This is a genomic window from Amycolatopsis sp. NPDC051061 (assembly GCF_040682935.1).
GTDB lineage: Bacteria > Actinomycetota > Actinomycetes > Mycobacteriales > Pseudonocardiaceae > Amycolatopsis.
The window spans coordinates 1-18,932 of sequence record NZ_JBFBBZ010000003.1 but is presented as its reverse complement, the minus strand read 5'-3'; the positions used below and the strand labels follow the sequence as shown (position 1 = coordinate 18,932).

At 70.2% G+C, this 18,932-nt stretch carries 23 protein-coding genes and 3 pseudogenes; 8 read left to right on the top strand and 18 right to left on the bottom strand.

Going from position 1 to position 18,932, the window contains the following annotated elements:
- Positions 1 to 50: 50 nt before the first annotated feature.
- The 5 genes and pseudogenes from mgtA to AB0N03_RS04765 form a co-directional block, all read right to left on the bottom strand.
- Positions 51 to 2,402 carry a magnesium-translocating P-type ATPase gene (gene mgtA, locus AB0N03_RS04785; protein WP_364366271.1) on the bottom strand — a complete coding sequence of 784 codons (2,352 nt, stop codon included), beginning with the start codon at positions 2,400 to 2,402 and terminating at the stop codon, positions 51 to 53.
- Positions 2,403 to 2,526: 124 nt separating this feature from the next.
- Positions 2,527 to 2,730, bottom strand: a pseudogene (locus AB0N03_RS04780) (cation-transporting P-type ATPase); the annotation flags it as partial.
- 121 nt (positions 2,731 to 2,851) lie between these two features.
- Positions 2,852 to 3,433: a DUF5994 family protein gene (locus AB0N03_RS04775; RefSeq protein ID WP_364365456.1), complete on the bottom strand. Its 582-nt coding sequence runs from the start codon at positions 3,431 to 3,433 to the stop codon at positions 2,852 to 2,854.
- A complete protein-coding gene (locus tag AB0N03_RS04770) occupies positions 3,424 to 3,963 on the bottom strand; it encodes a DUF5994 family protein (protein WP_364365453.1) in 540 nt (179 codons plus the stop codon). Before AB0N03_RS04770 ends, AB0N03_RS04775 begins: the two co-directional genes overlap by 10 nt.
- Positions 3,964 to 4,040: 77 nt before the next feature.
- The gene (locus AB0N03_RS04765; protein WP_364365450.1) at positions 4,041 to 4,256 is read right to left on the bottom strand and encodes an RGCVC family protein; all 216 of its coding nucleotides are present in this window, start codon (positions 4,254 to 4,256) and stop codon (positions 4,041 to 4,043) included.
- A 248-nt stretch (positions 4,257 to 4,504) separates the two neighbouring features.
- On the opposite strand from AB0N03_RS04765, the gene AB0N03_RS04760 reads away from it, so the two are divergent.
- The 5 genes from AB0N03_RS04760 (at position 4,505) to AB0N03_RS04740 (ending at position 8,446) form a co-directional block, all read left to right on the top strand.
- The gene (locus AB0N03_RS04760) at positions 4,505 to 5,179 is read left to right on the top strand and encodes a BON domain-containing protein (protein WP_364365447.1); all 675 of its coding nucleotides are present in this window, start codon (positions 4,505 to 4,507) and stop codon (positions 5,177 to 5,179) included.
- 75 nt (positions 5,180 to 5,254) lie between these two features.
- A complete protein-coding gene (locus tag AB0N03_RS04755; protein WP_364365444.1) occupies positions 5,255 to 5,545 on the top strand; it encodes a hypothetical protein in 291 nt (96 codons plus the stop codon).
- Between the two features lie 130 nt (positions 5,546 to 5,675).
- Positions 5,676 to 6,566, top strand: a complete 891-nt coding sequence (locus AB0N03_RS04750) for a transposase (RefSeq protein ID WP_364365441.1) — start codon at positions 5,676 to 5,678, stop codon at positions 6,564 to 6,566.
- Between the two features lie 688 nt (positions 6,567 to 7,254).
- A complete protein-coding gene (locus AB0N03_RS04745) occupies positions 7,255 to 7,614 on the top strand; it encodes a hypothetical protein (RefSeq protein ID WP_364365438.1) in 360 nt (119 codons plus the stop codon).
- 334 nt (positions 7,615 to 7,948) lie between these two features.
- Positions 7,949 to 8,446 (top strand): phosphatase PAP2 family protein, encoded by a 498-nt coding sequence (locus AB0N03_RS04740; protein ID WP_364365436.1) that lies wholly within the window; start codon positions 7,949 to 7,951, stop codon positions 8,444 to 8,446.
- 113 nt (positions 8,447 to 8,559) lie between these two features.
- Here AB0N03_RS04740 and AB0N03_RS04735 read toward each other — a convergent pair whose 3' ends face one another.
- From AB0N03_RS04735 to AB0N03_RS04725, 3 genes and pseudogenes are all read right to left on the bottom strand, one after another.
- Positions 8,560 to 8,901, bottom strand: a complete 342-nt coding sequence (locus AB0N03_RS04735; protein WP_364365433.1) for a hypothetical protein — start codon at positions 8,899 to 8,901, stop codon at positions 8,560 to 8,562.
- A gap of 5 nt (positions 8,902 to 8,906) precedes the next feature.
- A complete protein-coding gene (locus tag AB0N03_RS04730; RefSeq protein ID WP_364365430.1) occupies positions 8,907 to 9,029 on the bottom strand; it encodes a hypothetical protein in 123 nt (40 codons plus the stop codon).
- Positions 9,030 to 9,586: 557 nt separating this feature from the next.
- A pseudogene (locus AB0N03_RS04725) lies at positions 9,587 to 9,715 on the bottom strand (ATP-dependent DNA ligase); the annotation flags it as partial.
- A 925-nt stretch (positions 9,716 to 10,640) separates the two neighbouring features.
- On the opposite strand from AB0N03_RS04725, the gene AB0N03_RS04720 reads away from it, so the two are divergent.
- On the top strand, positions 10,641 to 11,765 hold the full coding sequence (locus AB0N03_RS04720) for an AI-2E family transporter (RefSeq protein WP_364366269.1): 1,125 nt from the start codon (positions 10,641 to 10,643) through the stop codon (positions 11,763 to 11,765).
- Positions 11,766 to 11,782: 17 nt separating this feature from the next.
- On the opposite strand, the gene AB0N03_RS04715 is transcribed toward AB0N03_RS04720, so the two are convergent.
- The 7 genes from AB0N03_RS04715 to AB0N03_RS04685 all read right to left on the bottom strand — a co-directional run bounded on the left by AB0N03_RS04715 (position 11,783) and on the right by AB0N03_RS04685 (position 14,762).
- On the bottom strand, positions 11,783 to 12,355 hold the full coding sequence (locus AB0N03_RS04715) for an alkaline shock response membrane anchor protein AmaP (RefSeq protein WP_364365427.1): 573 nt from the start codon (positions 12,353 to 12,355) through the stop codon (positions 11,783 to 11,785).
- On the bottom strand, positions 12,352 to 12,879 hold the full coding sequence (locus AB0N03_RS04710; RefSeq protein ID WP_364365424.1) for a DUF6286 domain-containing protein: 528 nt from the start codon (positions 12,877 to 12,879) through the stop codon (positions 12,352 to 12,354). Before AB0N03_RS04710 ends, AB0N03_RS04715 begins: the two co-directional genes overlap by 4 nt.
- Entirely contained in the window at positions 12,876 to 13,268 is a 393-nt protein-coding gene (locus AB0N03_RS04705) for an Asp23/Gls24 family envelope stress response protein (RefSeq protein ID WP_364365421.1), read from the bottom strand. The genes AB0N03_RS04710 and AB0N03_RS04705 overlap by 4 nt, the downstream gene beginning before the upstream one ends.
- A gap of 2 nt (positions 13,269 to 13,270) precedes the next feature.
- Entirely contained in the window at positions 13,271 to 13,447 is a 177-nt protein-coding gene (locus AB0N03_RS04700) for a hypothetical protein (protein ID WP_364365418.1), read from the bottom strand.
- A 58-nt stretch (positions 13,448 to 13,505) separates the two neighbouring features.
- Positions 13,506 to 13,844 (bottom strand): hypothetical protein, encoded by a 339-nt coding sequence (locus AB0N03_RS04695; protein ID WP_364365415.1) that lies wholly within the window; start codon positions 13,842 to 13,844, stop codon positions 13,506 to 13,508.
- On the bottom strand, positions 13,841 to 14,308 hold the full coding sequence (locus tag AB0N03_RS04690; RefSeq protein ID WP_364365412.1) for an Asp23/Gls24 family envelope stress response protein: 468 nt from the start codon (positions 14,306 to 14,308) through the stop codon (positions 13,841 to 13,843). The genes AB0N03_RS04695 and AB0N03_RS04690 overlap by 4 nt, the downstream gene beginning before the upstream one ends.
- A 139-nt stretch (positions 14,309 to 14,447) precedes the next feature.
- Complete coding sequence (locus AB0N03_RS04685; protein WP_364365410.1) at positions 14,448 to 14,762, bottom strand: hypothetical protein; 315 nt, start codon at positions 14,760 to 14,762, stop codon at positions 14,448 to 14,450.
- Positions 14,763 to 14,883: 121 nt separating this feature from the next.
- Here AB0N03_RS04685 and AB0N03_RS04680 point away from each other — a divergent pair, with 121 nt between their 5' ends.
- Positions 14,884 to 15,837: a tyrosine-type recombinase/integrase gene (locus AB0N03_RS04680; protein ID WP_364365407.1), complete on the top strand. Its 954-nt coding sequence runs from the start codon at positions 14,884 to 14,886 to the stop codon at positions 15,835 to 15,837.
- 86 nt (positions 15,838 to 15,923) lie between these two features.
- On the opposite strand, the pseudogene AB0N03_RS04675 reads toward AB0N03_RS04680, so the two are convergent.
- Together AB0N03_RS04675 and AB0N03_RS04670 are read right to left on the bottom strand one after the other, a co-directional pair.
- Positions 15,924 to 16,166, bottom strand: a pseudogene (locus AB0N03_RS04675) (glucan 1,4-alpha-glucosidase); the annotation flags it as partial.
- Positions 16,167 to 16,328: 162 nt separating this feature from the next.
- Positions 16,329 to 17,024, bottom strand: coding sequence for a TetR/AcrR family transcriptional regulator (locus AB0N03_RS04670; protein WP_364365404.1), 696 nt, complete (start codon positions 17,022 to 17,024; stop codon positions 16,329 to 16,331).
- A gap of 85 nt (positions 17,025 to 17,109) precedes the next feature.
- On the opposite strand from AB0N03_RS04670, the gene AB0N03_RS04665 reads away from it, so the two are divergent.
- The gene (locus AB0N03_RS04665; protein ID WP_364365401.1) at positions 17,110 to 18,102 is read left to right on the top strand and encodes an aldo/keto reductase; all 993 of its coding nucleotides are present in this window, start codon (positions 17,110 to 17,112) and stop codon (positions 18,100 to 18,102) included.
- Here AB0N03_RS04665 and AB0N03_RS04660 read toward each other — a convergent pair.
- Positions 18,081 to 18,932: glycerate kinase (locus tag AB0N03_RS04660; protein WP_364365398.1), on the bottom strand; the 852-nt coding region annotated here is incomplete at its 5' end. The two genes, AB0N03_RS04665 and AB0N03_RS04660, sit on opposite strands and share 22 nt — an antisense overlap.

Here is an 18,932-nt window from a genome sequence, read left to right as displayed (position 1 = left end):
CGGCTCCCGACGAGCAGGCCATCTTCGTCTGTCCGCCGGCGGTTCACCAGTCACCGAAGTCCTTGGACGAAGGGTATTTCGGCACGTTGGCCGGGCCGGCGCCCGGACAGGTCCGCGGTGCTGAAGTAGGCGGCCCGACGGCGTAAATGACGGCGAGAACTGCCGGGCGGTGGCCCGGCCGGCTTGGTCCGCACTACTCGGTAGAAGATGCGCTTGCCCACCTCGATCAGGGCGAGATAGCCCAGCACCATCCCAGCCAACGCCGCGAAGAACCCGCCTGGCAACGGTGAGAAACCGAGCGTACCGACCAGCGGGGTGGCCGGCAGCAACGCGCCGACGGTGACGACGCCGAGGGCTCCCAGGGTCAGCGGCAGGCTGGGGTGGCTGCGGAAGAACGGGATCCGCCGGGTGCGGATGGCGAAGATCACCAGGGTCTGGGTGGCCAGGGATTCGACGAACCAGCCGGTGCGGAACTGGTCCGGGCCCGAGTGGAACACCCACAGCATGACGCCGAAGGTGACGAAGTCGAACACCGAGCTGAGCGGGCCGAAGAAGACCATGAACCGGCGGATGAACCCGATGTCCCAGTGGGAGGGGCGGCGGAGCTGGTCCTCGTCGACGGTGTCGGTGGGGATGGCGAGCTGGCTGGTGTCGTAGAGCAGGTTGTTGAGCAGGATCTGCGAGGGCAGCATCGGCAGGAACGTCAGGAACAGCGACGCGCCCGCGGCGGAGAACATGTTGCCGAAGTTGCTGGACGTGCCCATCAGCACGTACTTGATGGTGTTGGCGAAGATCCGCCGCCCTTCGGTGACGCCGTCGGCGAGCACGTCGAGGTCCTTCTCCAGCAGGATCACGTCGGCGGCGTCCTTGGCGACGTCGGTGGCCGAGTCCACCGAGATGCCGACGTCGGCCGCGTGCAGCGCAAGTGCGTCGTTGACGCCGTCGCCGAGGAACGCCACCCCGCCGCCGCTGAGCCGCTGGACGCGCACGATGCGGGCCTTGTGTTCGGGGTTCACCCGGGCGAACACCGTGGTCCGCGTGATCGCGTCGGCGAGCTGGAGATCGTCGAGACCGCCGATTTCGGCGCCGGTGAGCGCGGCGCCGTCGCCGAGTCCGATGTCGTGGCAGACCTTCGCGGCCACCGCGGGGTTGTCGCCGGTGACGACCTTGACCGCGATGCCCAGGTCGCCCAGCCGCCGCAGAGACCGCGCGGCGTCGTGCTTGGGCGGGTCGAGGAACACCAGGAACCCGAGCAGCGTCAGGCCCTGTTCGTCCGCGGGCGCCGGTGGCTGCCCGCCGGGGAACGGCCGCATGGCCACGGCGACGACCCGGTTGCCCGCAGCGAACTCGGCGTTCAGGGCGTGCCGCGCTTCGGGCGGGACGCCGGTGCAGCGGTCCAGCACGGTCTCCGGGGCACCTTTGGTCACCAAGGCGGTGTGGCCCGCCGGATCGCGGACGACCACGGAGATCATGCGCCGCTCGTGGTCGAAGGGCAGCACGCCCAGCCTCGTGTAGCCGGCCAACGCGGACCGCTGCGCCACCGAGGCCGGCGACCCCCACAGCGCCTGGTCCAGCGGGTTGCCGCCGACCGCGGCGGTGTTCTCGGTGCAGAGAAGCCCCCAGCGCAGCACTTCGTCAGGACCGCCGCCGCCCGCCGGGACGGCCCGCATGTACTCGATGTGGCCGAGGGTGAGGGTGCCGGTCTTGTCGGTGAACAGCACGTCGACGTTGCCCAGGTCCTCGATGCACACCAGCCGCTTGACCAGCACCTTGCGCCGGCTCATCCGGCGTGACCCGGCGGCAAGGCTGGTCGACACGACCGCGGGCAGCAGTTGCGGGGTGATGCCGACCGCGATCGCGAGCGAGAACAGCAACGCGTCGAGGATCGGCTTGTGCAGCACCACGTTGATCGCGAAGATCGACGTCGTCAGCACGCCGGCGACGTACACCAGGAGCATCGAGAACTTCCGCAGCCCGATCTGGAACTCGGTGTCGAGCTGGTGGGTGCCCAGGCCGGCCTCGATCGCCCCGAACCCGGTGCGGGCGCCGGTCGACACCACGACGCCGGTGGCGCTGCCGGCGTGCACGACGGTGCCCATCAGCGCGCATCCGGACAATTCGGCCAGCGCGGCGCCCTCGGGGACGGCCGCGGTGTCCTTCTCCAGCGGCAGTGATTCTCCGGTCAGCACCGACTCATCGCATTCCAGCCCGGTCACCGACAGCAGCCGGAGGTCGGCCGGGACGACGTCGCCGAGCTTCACCTCGACGACGTCCCCGGGCACCAGTGCGGTCACGTCCACCTGCACGGGGTGACCGTCCCGGATCGCCACGGTCTCGTGCCGGATCTGCGCGTGCAGTGCTTCCGCGGCCTTTTCCGCGCGGTACTCGTTGACGAACCCCAGTCCGACCGAGACGGCGACGATCCACCCCGATGATCACCGCGTCACTGCGCTCGCCGACGAAGGAGGACGCTACGGCGGCGACCATCAACAGCACCAGCAACGGCGAACGCAGCTGGTGCCACAGCACCGGGACCAACCGCGCCCGGTGCGACGAGACCGCGTTTGGCCCGTACCGCGCCGACCGTTCGACGACGTCGCCGGCGGTCAGCCCGTCGATCGTGACGCCGAGCGCGTCCAGGACCGCTTCAGCAGGCAGGGCCGCAGCGTGGGCGACATCGAGGGCGGGGACGGTCGGTCGCCCGGGCGCTGAGGTGGTGCGGGTGGACATGGGCGCCTCGACCTTCGCGAAGGAGATTCGAATCGGCGAGCCGGCCTGCGCGGCACACCGACATGCACCAGGACCGGCTTCCCCGCCCGTACCAGTATTTCCGCGACGGCTTCGGCGCGGTTCACCTCGCGCCGCTGGTGACCGTTTTCAGTTGGTGGAGCAAGAAGCCTGACTGCTCGGCCGGATCTTGATCGACCGTCTCGCCGGTGCGCGTCGCGCCGCCTTCTGATTCCCAGCGGGACACAGCGCTGTCGCGACGTCCGGGCAAGGCACCGGAGTCGTCCAGGATCGTCTCCGGGCTCGCCTCGTTGTCCTGCCCCGCGGCTGCCGCCAACGCCAGTCCGGCGGCCGCGGCGTCCGCCTCTGGTGGCACGACCAGGAGCGTGACGCGGCGCATCGTCCCGCCGGTCACGTGCACGACGTACCGGTCCTGCGTACTGATTCCCTCCAGCCGCAGCAGCCTGCCCCGGAAGACCGTGGTGCCGGCGGTGACCGCCCAGCCGGCCGGGGCGAACGCCACTCGCCACACCGGCCCGATCCGGTCGGCGAGCGCCTCCACCAGCGTGGGGGCCTCGGCTGTCAGGTCACCGGAGCGCGGCCACCACCCCCCGTCGACGAAGCCGTTCGCCGAAAACGGGGGCTTGAGCCGCAGCCGGTCGATGGCCGGTTCGAGCGGTGGTCGTTCGTTCGGGTTCACGGGCACGTGGTGCTCCGGGCTCCGGCACAACGGCCGGTGTGGTGAACGCCGGCGGTGGTGCTCACGCCGTTCCGGTGGACGGGCTCGAGGGCGCCACTGGTGGTCAGGATCAGCACGGCGGAGCCGACGGCGTCCGGCGCGGCGGCTGCCTCCAGCGCTCGCTCCGCCGCGGCCGGCTCGACGCAGGCCGGGATCACCAGCAGGGTCAACCGGCGGATGCTCGGTCCGATCACGACAACGGTGTGCCGGTCCAGGCCGGCGAAACCCGCCAACTGCACGAGACCGGCTTCGAGGGCGAGCTTCCGGGGAGCCAGGTCCCACGACGCCGGGTTGAAGCCGATCCGGTCCACGGGGCCCGAGTCGGCGGCGAGCGCGGTGATCAAGGCGCTGAATTCCGCCACCGGGTCCCGCGAGCGCGGCCACCAGCCGCCGTCGAAGCAGCCCTTTACCGCACCCGGTGACTTCAACCGCAGCCGCCTGCCGACGGCCGGGGAGCCGACCACGGGGCCCGCGGCACTGTTCGACACGAAGGTCATGGCCGGCGCTCCTGTCGCACCTGCGGGGCCGGGGACCTCGCCGGCGGGCTCGCCAGTGGCGTTCATGACGGAATCATTCATTTCCGGACGCGCATCGCCGTGGTCACGGCTTTTTCCGGTTTGCCGGCACAGACGCAGCCGCGGTTGATCACGCTCGCCAGCGTTGCCGTGCAGAACCGCCTCGCTATCATGTCGTGCGATTCCACGGAATGGGGGCACACCAGGCACACGGCTGCCGCTCGACCGTCAATTTCCGCGACAGCGACACCTGGTTCGACATCGATCTTCGACATGCCTGATCCTCCTTTTGCCGATGGTTGACCATGCGTGCGCGGTCCGCTGATCAGATGAGGAAATCCAGGACTCGCTCGAAATTCCGGCTTCGGTCCCGGCCGCACCGAATTCGCCGGGGGTCCAGGGCGATACCTCCACCTTACGCCCGTGCCGGCGGAGCTGGCCGCGTCGCCCGCCGGCCGAACGACCCCGGAAGAGAGGCCGCAGGACTCTAGGCCCAGGCCGCTGGACGGAACACGGTCGCTCCATGACACAGACCCAGCACAGGGCGGACCACGAGCTCGAGCGCGCGATCACCGATGAGCTGGCCTGGACCCCCAGCGTCAACGCCGAGGAAATCGGCGTGACCGTCACCGACGGCGCGGCGACGCTGTCCGGGAACGTCGGAACCTACCCCGAATTGGAAGAAGCCCTTCGCGCCGCGACCCGCGTCTACGGCATTACCGTGACCGCGGACGAGATCGTCGTCCGGCACGCCGCCGACGCGCCGGCGGACGCCGACCTCGCCCGGGAAGCCGCGATCGTCTTCGACCGCCGCACGGTGGTCGTGCCGAAGGGATCGGTGCGAGTCGACGTCACCGACCAGGTGATCACGTTGCGCGGCACGGTGGACTGGCAGTTCCAGCGTGAGGCCGCCCGGCACGCGATGGCGGCGCTGCCGGGCGTGAGCGGGATCCGGAATCTGATCACGTTGAACACCGCGACGCTCGTCCCGCCGGCCGAAACCCAAGGCCGGATCAAGGCCGCGCTGCGCCGGCACGCGGCGTCGGACGCCCCGCACGTCGAAGTCGGGGTGTCCGGAAGCCACGTCACGCTCTCGGGCACGGTCTCTTCCTCGGCCGAACGCCGAGCGGTCGAACAGACCGCCTGGTTCGCCGCCGGAGTGACCGCGGTCGACAACCAGGTGACGCTCGCAGGCTGAGGCGTCACCCTCCGGCCGGCACCCGCTCCCCTCCCCGGGCGGGTGCCGGCTCCCGCTCGCGAATTCTGGAGCACCATGAACGGTCTCGTGATCGTCGCCATCGTCGCCGTGCTGCTGATCCTGCTGGCGTCGGCGATCCGGAGCGTCAAGCAATACGAACGCGGTGTCCTGTTCCGGCTCGGCCGGGTACCGGGCGTGCGCGAACCGGGGCTGCGGCTCATCATCCCGATCGCCGACGTCCTGCGCCGCGTGCACGCCCTGGCTCAGCGAACCAAGATCGACTGGGTCGGGCAGGTCAAGCAGCTACTGACAGAGATGATGTCGGGGAGCACCTCCGGGCCGGGGCCTGACCCAGCTACTGACTGACTTCGGGTCTTCAACCGGATATGTCGGCCCGGCCGGGAGGTGCTCGTCGCACGCACCGAACCTGGCGACCGTGACTTCATAGGAGCCTGGCCAGAGGCCCCATCTCTGTCTTGTCCACCATGCCCGGCTGGTGCGTGCCGCCCTGCCCAGCAACGAGCAACAGGACGACAATGCCTTCTACCACAGCCGAGACCGAAACCGCGTAACTGCCCGACGTGGCCGGTGCCCAGACCGCAAAACCCGTCGTTTCCAGGGAAAGTCCGACCCGATCGACGCGATCCAAGCCGCCAAGACAGCCATGGCCGAAACCCGTACCGGTATCCCGAAACACCGCGAAGGCCAGGTCGAAGCGCTGCGCAACCTGCGGGCCGCGCGCCGCAGCGCGGTGGAGCAACGCGCCGACACCCAACGCCAGATCAAGGCGCTGATCGTGACTGCCGCCGACACGCTGCGCGAACGCCTGCGCGGTCTCACGGTCGCGAAGCTGATCGCCGTCTGCGCCGGGATGCGGCCCGACACGACCGACGCGGCGACCCCGGTCACCGCCACGAAGATCGCGTTGCGGTCACTGGCCCGCCGGCACCAGCAGCTCTCCGTCGAGATCGGTGAACTGGACGCGCTGCTCGGCCCGCTGGTCGTCGCGACCAACCCGCGCCTGGCCGCCGCCAACGGTGTCGGCCCCGACGTCGCGGGACAGTTGCTGGTCACCGCCGGGCAAAACCACGACCGCATCGGCTCCGAGGCGGCGTTCGCGATGCTCTGCGGTGTCGCACCCATTCCCGCTTCGTCCGGGAAAACAACCCGTCATCGGCTCAACCGGGGCGGCGATCGCCAAGCCAACGCTGTCCTCTACCGCGTCGTGCTCTGCCGGTTGCGCTGGGACCCACGCACCCGCGCCTACACCGAACGACGGACCCGCGAGGGCTTGTCGAAGAAGGAGATCATCCGCTGCCTCAAACGCTACATCGCCCGAGAGCTCTACCAGCTGATCACCACAAACGATCTTCAACTCAGCTCTTGACATCCATAGGAGCATCCGTGGACCATCCCGACGCTCGTGCCGAGGATGCTTTCCCAGTCGAATCCCATGGGCGCGACCCTATCCATACCCTTCCAGGATCCGGCCGATCCTTGCGTCGAGCCCATCGGCCCGGACGCGGATCGCGGCTTACTCCCCGCCTCGACCAGTTCTCGGCCCGCACCCTGGCCTGCCGATGCCGCGGAGCTACCCCCGCCCGGCGGACCGCACGCTGACCCGGCCGTGCCGCTGCTCGTGGCGCCCTGCAGCCGGCATGCCGCGCAGCACGCGGGCCTGCGCTGGCACTCCTCACAGAAGATGCGACGCAGCAAGATCGCCCCGTCGGCGTCTGGGAACGCGGCGAGCTCACCGGCGTGGTCATGTTCGGCCGATCCGCCACGGCCGCGCTCGGCAGCCCCTACGGCCTTGACCAGACCGAATGCGTCGAGCCGCAGCTCGCCGCGCTCCGACCGCACGAGCACCCGGTAACCCAGATGGTCGCGGCCAGCCTGCGGCAGCTCCGCGCCGTCTGCCCCGGCCTGCGGCTGAGCGTGTCCTACGCCGACACCGCCCACGGCCACCGGGGCAACATCTACCAAGCCGGAACTGGATCTACACCGGCACCACCAACCCCACGAACGCCTCCTACATCGTTCACGGGCAGCTTGCGCACGACCGGACCCTGCGCCATATGGCGGTGGCCCGGCCGGCCGGGGAAACCGCTGAACAGTTCGTCCGCCGTACCATCGATCCGGGTACCCGCCGCGTCGTCGAGCGTACGGTGACGCACCGCTATGTGTATCCGCTCGACCGTCCCATGCGTCGCGCCCTTGCCGAAATTGGTAAGCCCGCCCACGGCCGAGTTCACGTACGCACAGCGGTCGACGTGCGCGACCGCCTGTACGGCGTGCTTCGCCCCAGCCCCAGCCCCAGTCGCTGCGTCGTCTGCCTGCCTCGCCACGTCGTCGTGTTCGCGTTGAACGCTCGCGAGGCACGGCTCCTCACCTACAGAGCTCGCTGGGCGCTGAGCGACTGCGATGGGACGGTGTGAGCGTGACGACGGCGGCCTGCTGAGATGACCCTGGATTCCTTCACCGCCCCGACGGTGAAGGGGTTGGTCATCCCGGCAGACCGCCGCCTGTCCCCGAGCGGGGTCCCGATCCCGCTTGCCGGTGACCTACCCACCCGACCGGGGTGCTCAACCCCTCCCGCCCAACTTCGTCGAGAACAGGCCGCCGCACTTGTGCCGGTGGAGGGGATTCAACTCGACCTGGCTGTGGCATCTGCCAGGAGTGACACACCATCACCACCATCACGCAGCAGTGACCGAGGCGCGGGAAGGAACCGGCCTATCAGCCTCGCGGCCGCCGACCTGGGTGGTCGGAGTGACCACCGGAGCCCGTGGCGGCGGCCTGTGGCTGGGCGTGGCCGGACTCCTGTCGTTGCGCGGCGGCCACTGGCGGCGAGCAGCGCGACGCGGGCTGATGGCCGCCGCGACGGGAATGGCCGGCGGACATCTGCTCGGGCTGCTGCTACCGCGACGGCGGCCACGCGCCCACGCAGTCCCCGCACGACAGGCGCTACCGGAACACCCCACCTCGTCGTCATTCCCGTCCAACCACGCCATGGTCGCCGCGGCGTTCACCACGGCTACCGTCCTGACCGCCCCGTCGGCGGGGCTGCTCACCGTCCCGCTCGCGACCGTGGTCTGCTACGGGCGGGTCCGGACCCGCGTGCACTGGCCCGGCGACGTCGCCGGCGGGGCCGCCCTCGGTATCGCGATCGCCGTCGGACAACACCGGCTGCTGGCCCATGCCGGCCGTCTGCATCGAGGGCCGTTCGGCCCTGGCGCCGCAGGCGCAGGCGGTGACAGTGATCAGTGAGCCGGCCCGGGGCGCGCCGTCCCCCCGCAGGGACCCCGGGGCGGCCGCGACGAACCCCGGCAAAGGTGGTGACGACCGGCGTCCTGGGAGTTGGCACCGGCCACGACCGAGGATCAGGATGCGTCGAGTCGGTCCCAGCGGTCGCGCCACTGCTCCACTTCACCCGCTGCGACGTCCGGTGGGGTGATGTAGAAGGCGGGGGTGTCGGCGAAGAGGTCGACGAACACCAGCGAGTGCGCTCCTGCGACGTCCTGCTGGGTGCCGCGGCGCATCGGCCGTTCCTGGGCGGTGCGCCGGGAGAACACCCGCACGGCGTGGCCGTTGATCTCCAGCCGGAAGGGTCGTTCCTCCGGCACGACCGCGATGCGGTGGCGGGTGCGGCGGGCGGCCTCGCCGGCGGCGAAGTAGGTGGCGGCTTCGTGCAGCCGGTCGGTGCTCAGATCGCGGAAGACCATGCCGATCACATTCCCGGCTGGGTGCCGTTGAGAACGGCTTCGAGGCTGGGGCGGCTGGTCGAGCGGGCCGCCCGCGGGATGGTCAGCGGAGCCCGCATCGGCCGCTCCAGCAGCCCGCGGGCCCACATCGCGTCGCTGTAGGGGGTGTGCAGCCAGACCGCGCGCGACCATGTCGTCCTTGCGGAACTCGTCCCGGATGATCTGGCCGTTGTCGAAGGTGGCGTGGTCGTGTTTCCACCCGTGCTTCTCGGCCCATGTCAGGACGTCGGGGCGGCGGTCGGTGCGCGGAGCGGGCATCAAACCCTCCAAGGTTCGGCATGACGTGCGACATCCAGTGCCTTACATGGTGCGTCACCACAACGGGTACATCGCGCATTACCCAAAACGTTGCCTGTCATAGGTTCTGAAACAAACGAGCGCCGGAACGTCTCCGACTCGTAGATCGCGCCGCGGTCGGCGACGGCGACCTAGGTCGTTGCGCGGTCGCCGTGGCGACGCAGCAACCGGTGGTGGCGCAGCTGCGCGGCGACGACCCGGCCGCCCGGGGTGGAGGTGTCGATGCCAGCGGCCCGCGTCGAACATCTGCTGGGGCGGTTTCGAGCTTGGCTTGGGGTCAGCGCCGAAACCAGCCGCCGACGCAGCCGCGGGCCCGGGTGGCGGCGAGCCCGTCGAGGGTGCCTTCGACATTTCCGGACGTCTTCGCGAACGGGGTGAGCCCGTCAGCGTCGAGCCGGTCGCGGAGCCGTTCGGAAACCCGGCAACAGTCCACGATCGAGGTCCCGGGCCCGGGATCGAGGTCGAACACCAACCGGTCAGACGCCGCCCACCGCGGGGATCGATCTGCCACTGCGGACGTGCAGCTCGAGCGAGACGAGCTCGCCGGTGTCCGGGCCGTGGGCGCCGAGCGCGAGCCCCCCATCCGGCCCGCGATGCGGCCCTGGCCGAGTGCTGGTAAGTCGTAATATGAGTACTTGTCGAATTGCCGACCGCTTGGTGACTGCGCGAAATGGCTCGGGCTCCAGATGATCGGCCTGTCGTCGACGCTCCCCGGCCGATTGGTGAAGGACCTCGAGAAAGTCGGATACTTCACCACCGAGGCAGTATCGGTCCCGCTTCGGATCCCGCAACACTGCACCCGGCAACTGGTCGAGCCTGCCCTGGTCCCAGGCGACGTGGTGCGCCGCCCCCTCACGCTGATCAGCCGGTCGGCAGCTTCACGCTCCACCATTGTCGAGACACTTCTGTGCCGAACCCATGGTCACTCGTGAGGAACGCCGGCGCAGGCGACTGCTGCGGTGGCGAGGCGAGGGTTCGCGCCAGCGGTCGCCACAGCAGGTTCACGCTGAGGCCAGGCGGTGATCTGTCTTTCCGCGGTCCGGCGTCAAGGCCTACCGGCCCGGGCCTCGCACCGGAACTGGGACGCAGCCCGCACGGCGCCCCCGCGGGTCACGCACCATGGCGAGAACGAGGTGGCCTCGGCGTCCGGTCGCCGTTTTAGCCGCGTCGTCCTCATTCTTTCCCCATTACCCAATGCCATCCCTCAACAGGGAACTTGCCGCCCCAGATCAGTCCAGACCGGGTCCGCTACCCTGCTCAAGGTTGAGCCTACAGCCGATCACCCGCGCGCAGATCCGTTCACAAGATCGAGCCGGCCTTCCTCCACGCACCCACGGGTGCGAGACAGTGCGGTGCCCATGACGTCCTCGTCCGATCCCGCCGCCGAAGGACACCACTCGCTGGTGGGCCAGCCACACAACGACGACGAAGGCACGATCGCCGAGGCCGAAGCCGAGGCCGCCGAGATCAGCACCCCCGAGCAGCCACTGGGAACGGTCGGCAAACGACTCGACCGGCGGTCACCGTTCTTCATCGGCATGGCCGCCGCGGCCGGCGTCGCCGTGACCTACGGCCTGATCCAGCTCCTCGCCGGCGCCGAGCAGATCCTCGTGCTGGTCGGGCTGGCCCTGTTCCTCGCCATCGGCCTGGAACCGGTCGTGTCCTGGCTGGTCAACCACCGCTTCCCGCGCTGGCTCGCCGTCACCGCCGTGTTCGTTGTCGCCTTCGGCGCGGTCGGCGGGTTCCTCGCCGCCGCCATCCCCGTCATCGTCGAACAAGCCACCGCACTGGTCAACGAGGCCCCGCAGTACCTGCGCCAGGCCCAGGACCACAACACTTTCCTCGGCCGCCTCAACGAGCGTTTCCACTTGCAACAGGCGATCGAGTCGGCGTTCAGCTCGGGCGGCGGCCTCACCAGCGGTGTACTCGGGGCGGGCAAAGCCGTCTTCGGCGCCGTGACCGACATGCTGATCGTGGTCGTGCTCACCATCTACTTCGTCGCCGACCTGCCCCGGATCCGTGCCGCGATGTACCGCCTGATCCCGCATTCTCGCCGGCCGCGGGCGATCCTGATCGGCGACGACATCTTCGCCAAGGTCGGCGGGTACGTGCTGGGAAACCTGGCCGTCTCCGTCATCGCCGGCGTGCTCACCCTGATCTGGCTGCTGATCTTCGGAGTGCCGTACGCGGCACTGCTGGCCATCGCCGTCGCCGTGCTGGACCTCATCCCGGTGGTCGGGTCCGTGATCGGCGGGGTGCTGATCAGCCTCGTGGCGCTCACGGTGTCCCTGCCGGTGTTCCTCGCGACCGTGGGATTCGCCCTCGTCTACCGGCTGGTCGAGGACTACCTGCTGGTCCCGAAGATCATCGGTAGCGCGCTCAAAGTGCCCGCGCTGGTCACCGTCGTCGCCGTCCTCATCGGCGGTGCGCTGCTCGGCGTCATCGGTGCGCTGGTCGCCATCCCGGTCGCCGCGGCCCTGCTTCTGCTGGCCGAAGAGGTGCTCTATCCCCGCCTCGACAAGGCCTGAGGTCAACGTTCGGCGAGTCAGCTGATGCGGGTCCCGGCTTTCGTGGAGAACCGGAACTCGACGGTTGAGGGCAAGGCATCGAGATCGAGGGCTTGATGCAAGCGTGGGAGGCCCTCCTCCTCGATCCGGTCACGGATGGCGGCGACGTCGCCGTCCTGCTCGACGCTGACGACCAGCGCGACGGCCGGGTTCTCGCGGGTGCCGGCCAGGGTGGCGTGTGCGGCATGGACACCGGGGTAGGTCGTCACTTCGGCGAGGAACGGCTGGATCGCGGTGCTCGCGGCCAGTTCGGTGCGGCCGGTATCCGGGTCGGACTCGAAACGCCAGGTGTGGCTCTTGGGTTTGCCGGCCAGCTGCGCGAGCAGCCATCGCAGCAGAAGCAACCCCAGGATGACCGCGACGGCAGCAGCGACGTACAGCGCCCAGGTCGGCGGGGTACCCACGCCGGGAGCAAGAGCCGAGTCCGGGGCGAGAACATCGAGTTTGCCGAAGTGGGTGGCGATGGCGAAGCCGCCGGCGGCGAGCAGGACCAGCCCGAGCAGGGCGAGCAGGGTCCGGTTGAGGCGAGCCGGGCGGTTGAGGCTGGTCATGACGCGCTCCTGGCGGCGTGGACCTTGATCTTGACGGTCGGGTGGACGACGGGGTTGATCTGGTCGAGCCGGTGCTCGATCGCGCCGCGCACGGCGTCGGCGAGCCCGTCGGTGTTGGTGCGCCCGGTGGTCACCTTTGCGGTGACCTTGCGGCGCTTGAGGATCAGTTTCGCGCCGGCGACACCGTCCACTGTGGATGCCGCGGCGCGGAGGGTGGAGCGGTAGCTGCGCCGCGAAGCACCGGAGTCCAGGTCGCCGTGCAGCGGCAGGATCGTGAGCTTGCCGGGCAGGATCGCGGTCAGCAGCAGAATGATCCCGAGCAGCGCGGCGCCGCCGCCGGCGAGCGCGGGGATCAGGTCGTTCCAGTGCGCGTCGTGCAGTGCGTCGGCGATCGCCTGGTAGCTGACCCAGGGGGTCTGGTTCAGGATCATCTGGATCGCGACCACGGCGACGAACGTGCAGGCGGCCAGCAGGACGAGGGCGGTGAGCGTAGCCGGGGTGGAGCGGCGGGGGCGGCGTTTCACTGAACCCTCCTGGGCGCGTTGGTGACGGTGTGCAGCGCGGTGACGGTGACGTCCACCCGCGACACGGTGAGGCCGGTGAGTTCGGTGACCCGCCGCATCAGGTGCCGGCGGACGTTTCCGGTGGTGCGGCCGACCGGTCTGGGGTAGCTGATGGAGAGCCGCACGTCGAGCGTGGCGGTGTCGCCGTGCACTGTCGCAGTGACTTTCGCGCTGTTGTCAGGGTCTTCGCCGCCGACGGCGACGCCGAGCACGCGGTTCGCCGCGCCGCCGGCACCCTCGACTTCCGTCACGACCTGGGCGGCGATCCGTTCGACGGTGCGGCCGGAGACGGTGAGGGTGCCTCGCTCGTCGAGGTCGGCGACGGCTGGTCGTTGCAGGGTGGCGGTCATGGTCAGCCCCGGTCGCGGCCGGTGAGCTGCGAGAGGTCGAGCTTGCCGTCGAGGACCCGGCCGGCGAGCAGGCCGAGCGCGCCGAGGACGAGCACGACGAGGAAAGCGCCGAAGCCGCCGAACGCGGCGGCGAGACCGAGCGTGAGGCCGGTGAGGAGGCCGAGGTGGGTGTTGGACATGGGCTTCTCCTTGCTGGTTGCCGATCGGCCCGCAGGGAGTGGGAGCCGGTCGGAATGGTCAGGAACGGGCCGGAGGTTCGGTCGTGGTGAGCGGTTCTTCGACGGTGACCGCGATCGAGGTGGGTGCCGCGATGTCGCCGATGCGCACGTGCACCGGGCATCCGACCGGTCCGACCGCGGCGCGGACGTCGGCCGCGATCTGGTGGACGGTGGCCGGGTAGCGGCCGGTGACCCCGATGGTGATCTCGTCGGGGCGGATCCGGACGCCGGGGATGCGGCGGCCGGGCAGCAGGGTGGTGATCTCGCCGAACCGGCCGCTGTGCAGGCCGGCGATGTCGGGCAGGGCCTGCACAGCGTTGGCGATGCGGCCGGCGTCGGTCTCGACGCCGGTGGTCACTGGAGGCGGCCGGTCACGTCCTGGGTGTCGTCGCCGTCGTCGCCGGGGATGTGCACGTCGGAGACGTTGATGTTGACTTCGACGACTTGCAGGTCGGTGATCTGCTCGACGGCGGTGATCACGTTCTTGCGGACCGCGCGGGCGAGGTCGGCGATGGAGACGCCGTACTCGACGAGGATCTGCAGGTCGACGGCGGCCTGGCGTTCGCCGACCTCGACCGACACGCCCTGCGCGACCGAGGCGGACGCGCCCGGGATGCGCTCGCGGATCGCGCTGAACGCCCGCGCCGCACCGCCACCGAGGGCGTGGACGCCGGAGACCTCGCGGGTCGCCAGCCCGGCGACCTTCGCCACGACGGTGTCGGCGATCGTGGTCGAGCCCTGCGGCGAGGCCAGCCCACCGGCGACGGTCTTCTCGACTTCGGTCGAGTGAGCGGGGGTCTTGGTGGCGGCCGGGTTCGTCATGACGGTTCTCCTCGTGTCGAATTCTGTTTCCTGGGGCGGAAGTTCACGGGTTCCTGTTGTCCCTTCCACACCGCTAAGACCCGACGTTCGGGAGATCGTCACGATCCGATCGTGTGACTACGGTCTCCCGCCGGACGCGCTACGGGTTACCTCCGCTGAACGCGGACGCGTCAAGGTCGGTGACCACCAGCCGCAGCCGGGCGCTCGTCCGGCCGGACTCGTCCAGTGCCGAGCGCAGCGCGGCCTCGGCGCGCCGCAGGATCGGCGGTAGAGGCAGCGCCAGGGCGACTACCCGGATGTGGACGAGATCGTCGTTGATGTCGACGGCCAGCGCGTCGAGGTCCCACGGCACCCACGTGGCTTCCGGCCTGCTCGACGGGGTCGCCGGACGCACACCGGGGACCCCGCGCAGCACGTCGAGCAAGGCCCGGGTCAGGTCGTTCGCAGCGCCCATCAGGCGCCGCTGCCCGGCAAGCCGATGTCCATGATGGACACCGATACCGTCGCAGTCGTCAGGCCGGTGGCAGGTCGAGGCCCGCGCTGTCAAGGCGCACGTCCGTCCCAGGTGGGGCGACGTGCCGCTCAACGAGATCGAACAGCCCGACGTCCAGGAGTGGGTCAGCGAGCTGACCCCGGGCCGCCGGTGGAACACGGTCCGGACCATCTATTCGCCGTTCCGGATCTCTATGAATGCCACCATCAAGCAGAAGCCGCCACTGCTCACCGCCTCGCCTTGCGTCGGCGTCGAGCTGCCGAAGCCGAAGAGGCGGACGCGGAAGCGGCAGCTCTCCGGGACCGACGAGGAAGTCCTCAGTCGGCGACCGGGTCCAGGCGGCGACGTCGTTGGCGGCCACCTTCATGAGCGTTACGCGCGGGCGCTGCGATTCCATCGCCGCACCGGTTTGCGGCCTGGCGAGCTGGCCGGCATGCACGCCGACCAGCTCGACTTCGAGCGCAAAGAAGTGACCGTCTCGAACGTGTACATCGCGAGCCGCGCCGTGATCCGGCCGTATCCGAAGGACGAGGAGGACCGTGTCATACCGCTGCTCGACGAGGCGATCGAAGCCGCGCGCGAGGCCTTGGCAGGGCGCGACCTGACCGCCGGGTGCGGTATTCCATACAGTGACGGGTCCAAGTGCAACAGCGTCCTCGTCTTCCTATCGCCGCGCGGCGCGGTCGTGTCGCCAGCGAACTACAAGGGCGTCCTTAGGCGGGCGTGCCAGAAGGCGAACATTCCCCACCTGGTTAGTCCGTACGCGGTGCGCCGAGGGTTCGCGACGTGGGCCAAGGACCGCGGCGTCGACCCGTTCACGATCCAGGTGATCATGGGGCATTCTCGGTTGGATCAGACCGCCGACTACGTCCAGTTCACGGAGGCTGCGCGGCTGCAGTTCCTCGCCGCAATGAAAGATCCGATGAATTTGCGCGCCATGGGGCCGAATGACGATCTTGGGGCCAACCCTGGGGCCGAGACGGCCGGGACAACACTGGACAGCGCTGCAAACGGGGGACATTCAACCACCGCCTGACCAGGCAATACGCTGGATTCTGCTGGACCGTGCTTGATACCGATGGAATCAAGGAACCGCAGGTCAGCGGTTGTAACGAACATCTGCAGGTTCGGGACGTCGGCGCGCGGGTAGAAGACCTCGGACGTGACGCCGTCGGCGACGGTGAACCACACCGGGCTCGCGGTCGTCGTCGAGGTCCCGAGGGCGGACTTGTTGCCGGTCGCCCAGGACGCGCCACCGCCGCAGCAGTCGGTCGCGGTGCCGCTCGCCAGTGCCGTGCCGGGCAGCGCCCCGGCCAGCAGAATTCCCGCTCCGGCGCAGGCCAGGACCACTTTCCACCTGATCATCGAGACCCTCCGACGGCGTTGTCGTCAATATGTTGCGAGCGGCAACATATTGGGCCACGTCCCGGTGACAGGCAATGTCCGATCGGACTGGATCGATCCAGCCCTCCGCCGAACGGCGCAGGCAGCGCTAGCGGGCTCGGCCAAGACACGCGGACGGGGGGATCAGGCGTCGGCGATGCGGTCCAGCCACTCCGCGAGCAGCACGCGCTCGGCGTCGGTCAGCACCGCCGCGCCGTCGAGACCGGCGCGCAACGCGATCGCCCGCTCCGGCAGGTCCGACCCGGCCGGTTCCTCGGTGCCGGTGAGGATCCGGCTCAGCACCGTCTCCCGAGCCGTCGCCGACAACTCGGCGTCCCGCTCCCCCTCCGGCGTCGCGATCAGGTTCAGCACCACGCCCATGCCCGTCGCGTGCACCAGCCGCGCCGCGCGTTCGACGCTCACGCGAAGCCGGCCCGCCTCCGCGACGCGCTCGACGATGCTCCGCAGCATCGCCTCGGCCTCCCGGGCGGCCGGCGAGGTGCGACCCGGGCGCGCGTCCCCGTACATGAGCACGTAGAACTCCGGGCGCGACAGCCCGAACTCGACGTGGAGGTCCCAGCCGCGACGCAGGTCCTCGACCGCGTCACCGGTGGAGCCCAGCGCGCGCTTGCCGGTCAGGTACTCGTCGAACCCGTACGCGGCGACCGCGTCGAGCAGGCCGTCCTTGTCGCCGAAGAGCCGGTAGAGCGCCGGTGGCTGGACACCCGCCGCCGCGCTCACCGCGCGGGTCGAGAGGCCGTCACGCCCCTCCGCCACCAGCAGCGCGGCCGCCGCTTCAAGGATCCGCTCGCGGGTGTCCACCGCCGTCTTCGTCACCATGGTTCCAATGATAACAAATCCGGAGTAGCAGCCGTTCGATATCGATGATACTTTGTGGCAGGTATCAACGGAAACAGGAGAACCCATGCGCACCCGCACCCTCGGCCGGACCGGTCCGGCCGTCAGCGCCCTCGGCCTCGGCCTGATGGGCATGTCCGACCTCTACGGCCCGGCCGACGAGACCGAGTCGCTCGCGACGATCCACGCCGCCCTCGACGCCGGCGTCACCCTGCTCGACACCGGCGACTTCTACGGCATGGGCCACAACGAAATGCTGCTGCGCGACGCCCTGCGCGGCCGCGACCGCGACAAGGCGGTGATCAGCGTCAAGTTCGGCGCGCTGCGCGGCCCGGACGGCGCCTGGCTCGGCAACGACAGCCGCCCGGAGGCCGTCAAGAACTTTCTCGCCTACAGCCTGCGCCGCCTCGGCACCGACCACGTCGACGTCTACCGCCCGGCCCGGCTCGACCCGGCCGTGCCGATCGAAGACCAGGTCGGTGCGCTGGCCGAGCTGGTCCGGGCGGGCTACATCCGGCACATCGGCCTGTCCGAGGTCGGCGCCGAGACGCTCCGGCGGGCCGCCGCCGTGCACCCGATCTCCGACCTGCAGATCGAGTACTCGCTGCTCTCCCGCGGGATCGAAGCGGACATCCTGCCGGTGGCGCGTGAGCTGGGCATCGGCGTCACCGCGTACGGCGTCCTCTCGCGCGGCCTGCTCAGCGGGCACTGGGCGCCGTCGCGGGAACTGACCGCGGGCGACTTCCGCGGCCACAGCCCCCGGTTCCAGGGTGAGAACCTCGACCGCAACCTGGCGCTGACCGACGCCCTGGGCAAGCTCGCCGCCGGCAAGGGCGTCACGACTGCACAGCTCGCCATCGGCTGGGTCGCCGCGCAGGGCGAGGACATCGTCCCGCTGGTGGGTGCCCGCACCCGCGCCCGGCTGGCCGAGTCCCTGGGCGCCGACCTCGAGCTCACGCCCGGTGACCTGGCGGAAATCGAGGCCGCCGTCCCGGCCGGGGCCGCGGCGGGCGACCGCTACGCCGCCGCCCAGCTCGATCACCTGGACAGCGAGAAGTAGTCGATCGCGACGCGGTGGGCGAGGCGGCGCAGCAGCGGCGCCGCCTCGGCCATGCACCGCGCCGGGTCCGGTTCGAGGTCGGTCAGCGCGTACGCGGCCGCGATGCCCGCCTCGGCCAGCTCTACCGAGGACAGCTGACAGCGCCCGGACACCGCGACGCACGGGATGCCCTTCGCCGCCGCGGCCCGGGCCACCCCGGCCGGCGCCTTGCCGGACAACGTCTGCGTGTCCAGCGAGCCTTCCCCGGTGATGACCAGCGAGGCTCCGGACAAAGCGGCGTCGAACCCGAGCAGGTCGAGCAGCAGCTCGATGCCCGGACGCATCCGGGCGCCGAGCACGGCCATCGCGGCGAAGCCCACTCCCCCGGCGGCGCCCGCGCCGGGCTTCGAAGCGAACTCCGGACCGGCGTGGGACGCCCAATGCCGCAACGCGGCGTCCAGCGTCCCGACCTCGTCGGGGGACGCGCCCTTCTGCGGGCCGTAGACGAACGCGGCCCCGCGTAGGCCATACAGCGGGTTGTCGACGTCGCTCGCCAGCTCGATGTCCACTCCGGACAAGTCCACCCGGGACAGATCCAGCGAAGCGAGCCGGGACAACGCCACGCCACCCGGTGGAAGGTCCTGCCCGGCGCTGTCGAGCAACCGGGCACCCAGCGCGGCCAGCATGCCCGCGCCGCCGTCGGTGCAGGCACTGCCGCCGACGCCGAGCACGATCCGGCGGCCCCCCGCCCGCACCGCGGCCGCCAGCACGTCGCCGGTGCCGGCGCTGGTCGCGGTGAGCGGCGCCGGCGCCCCGGGCAGCCGGTGCTGCCCGGACGCCTCCGCCAGCTC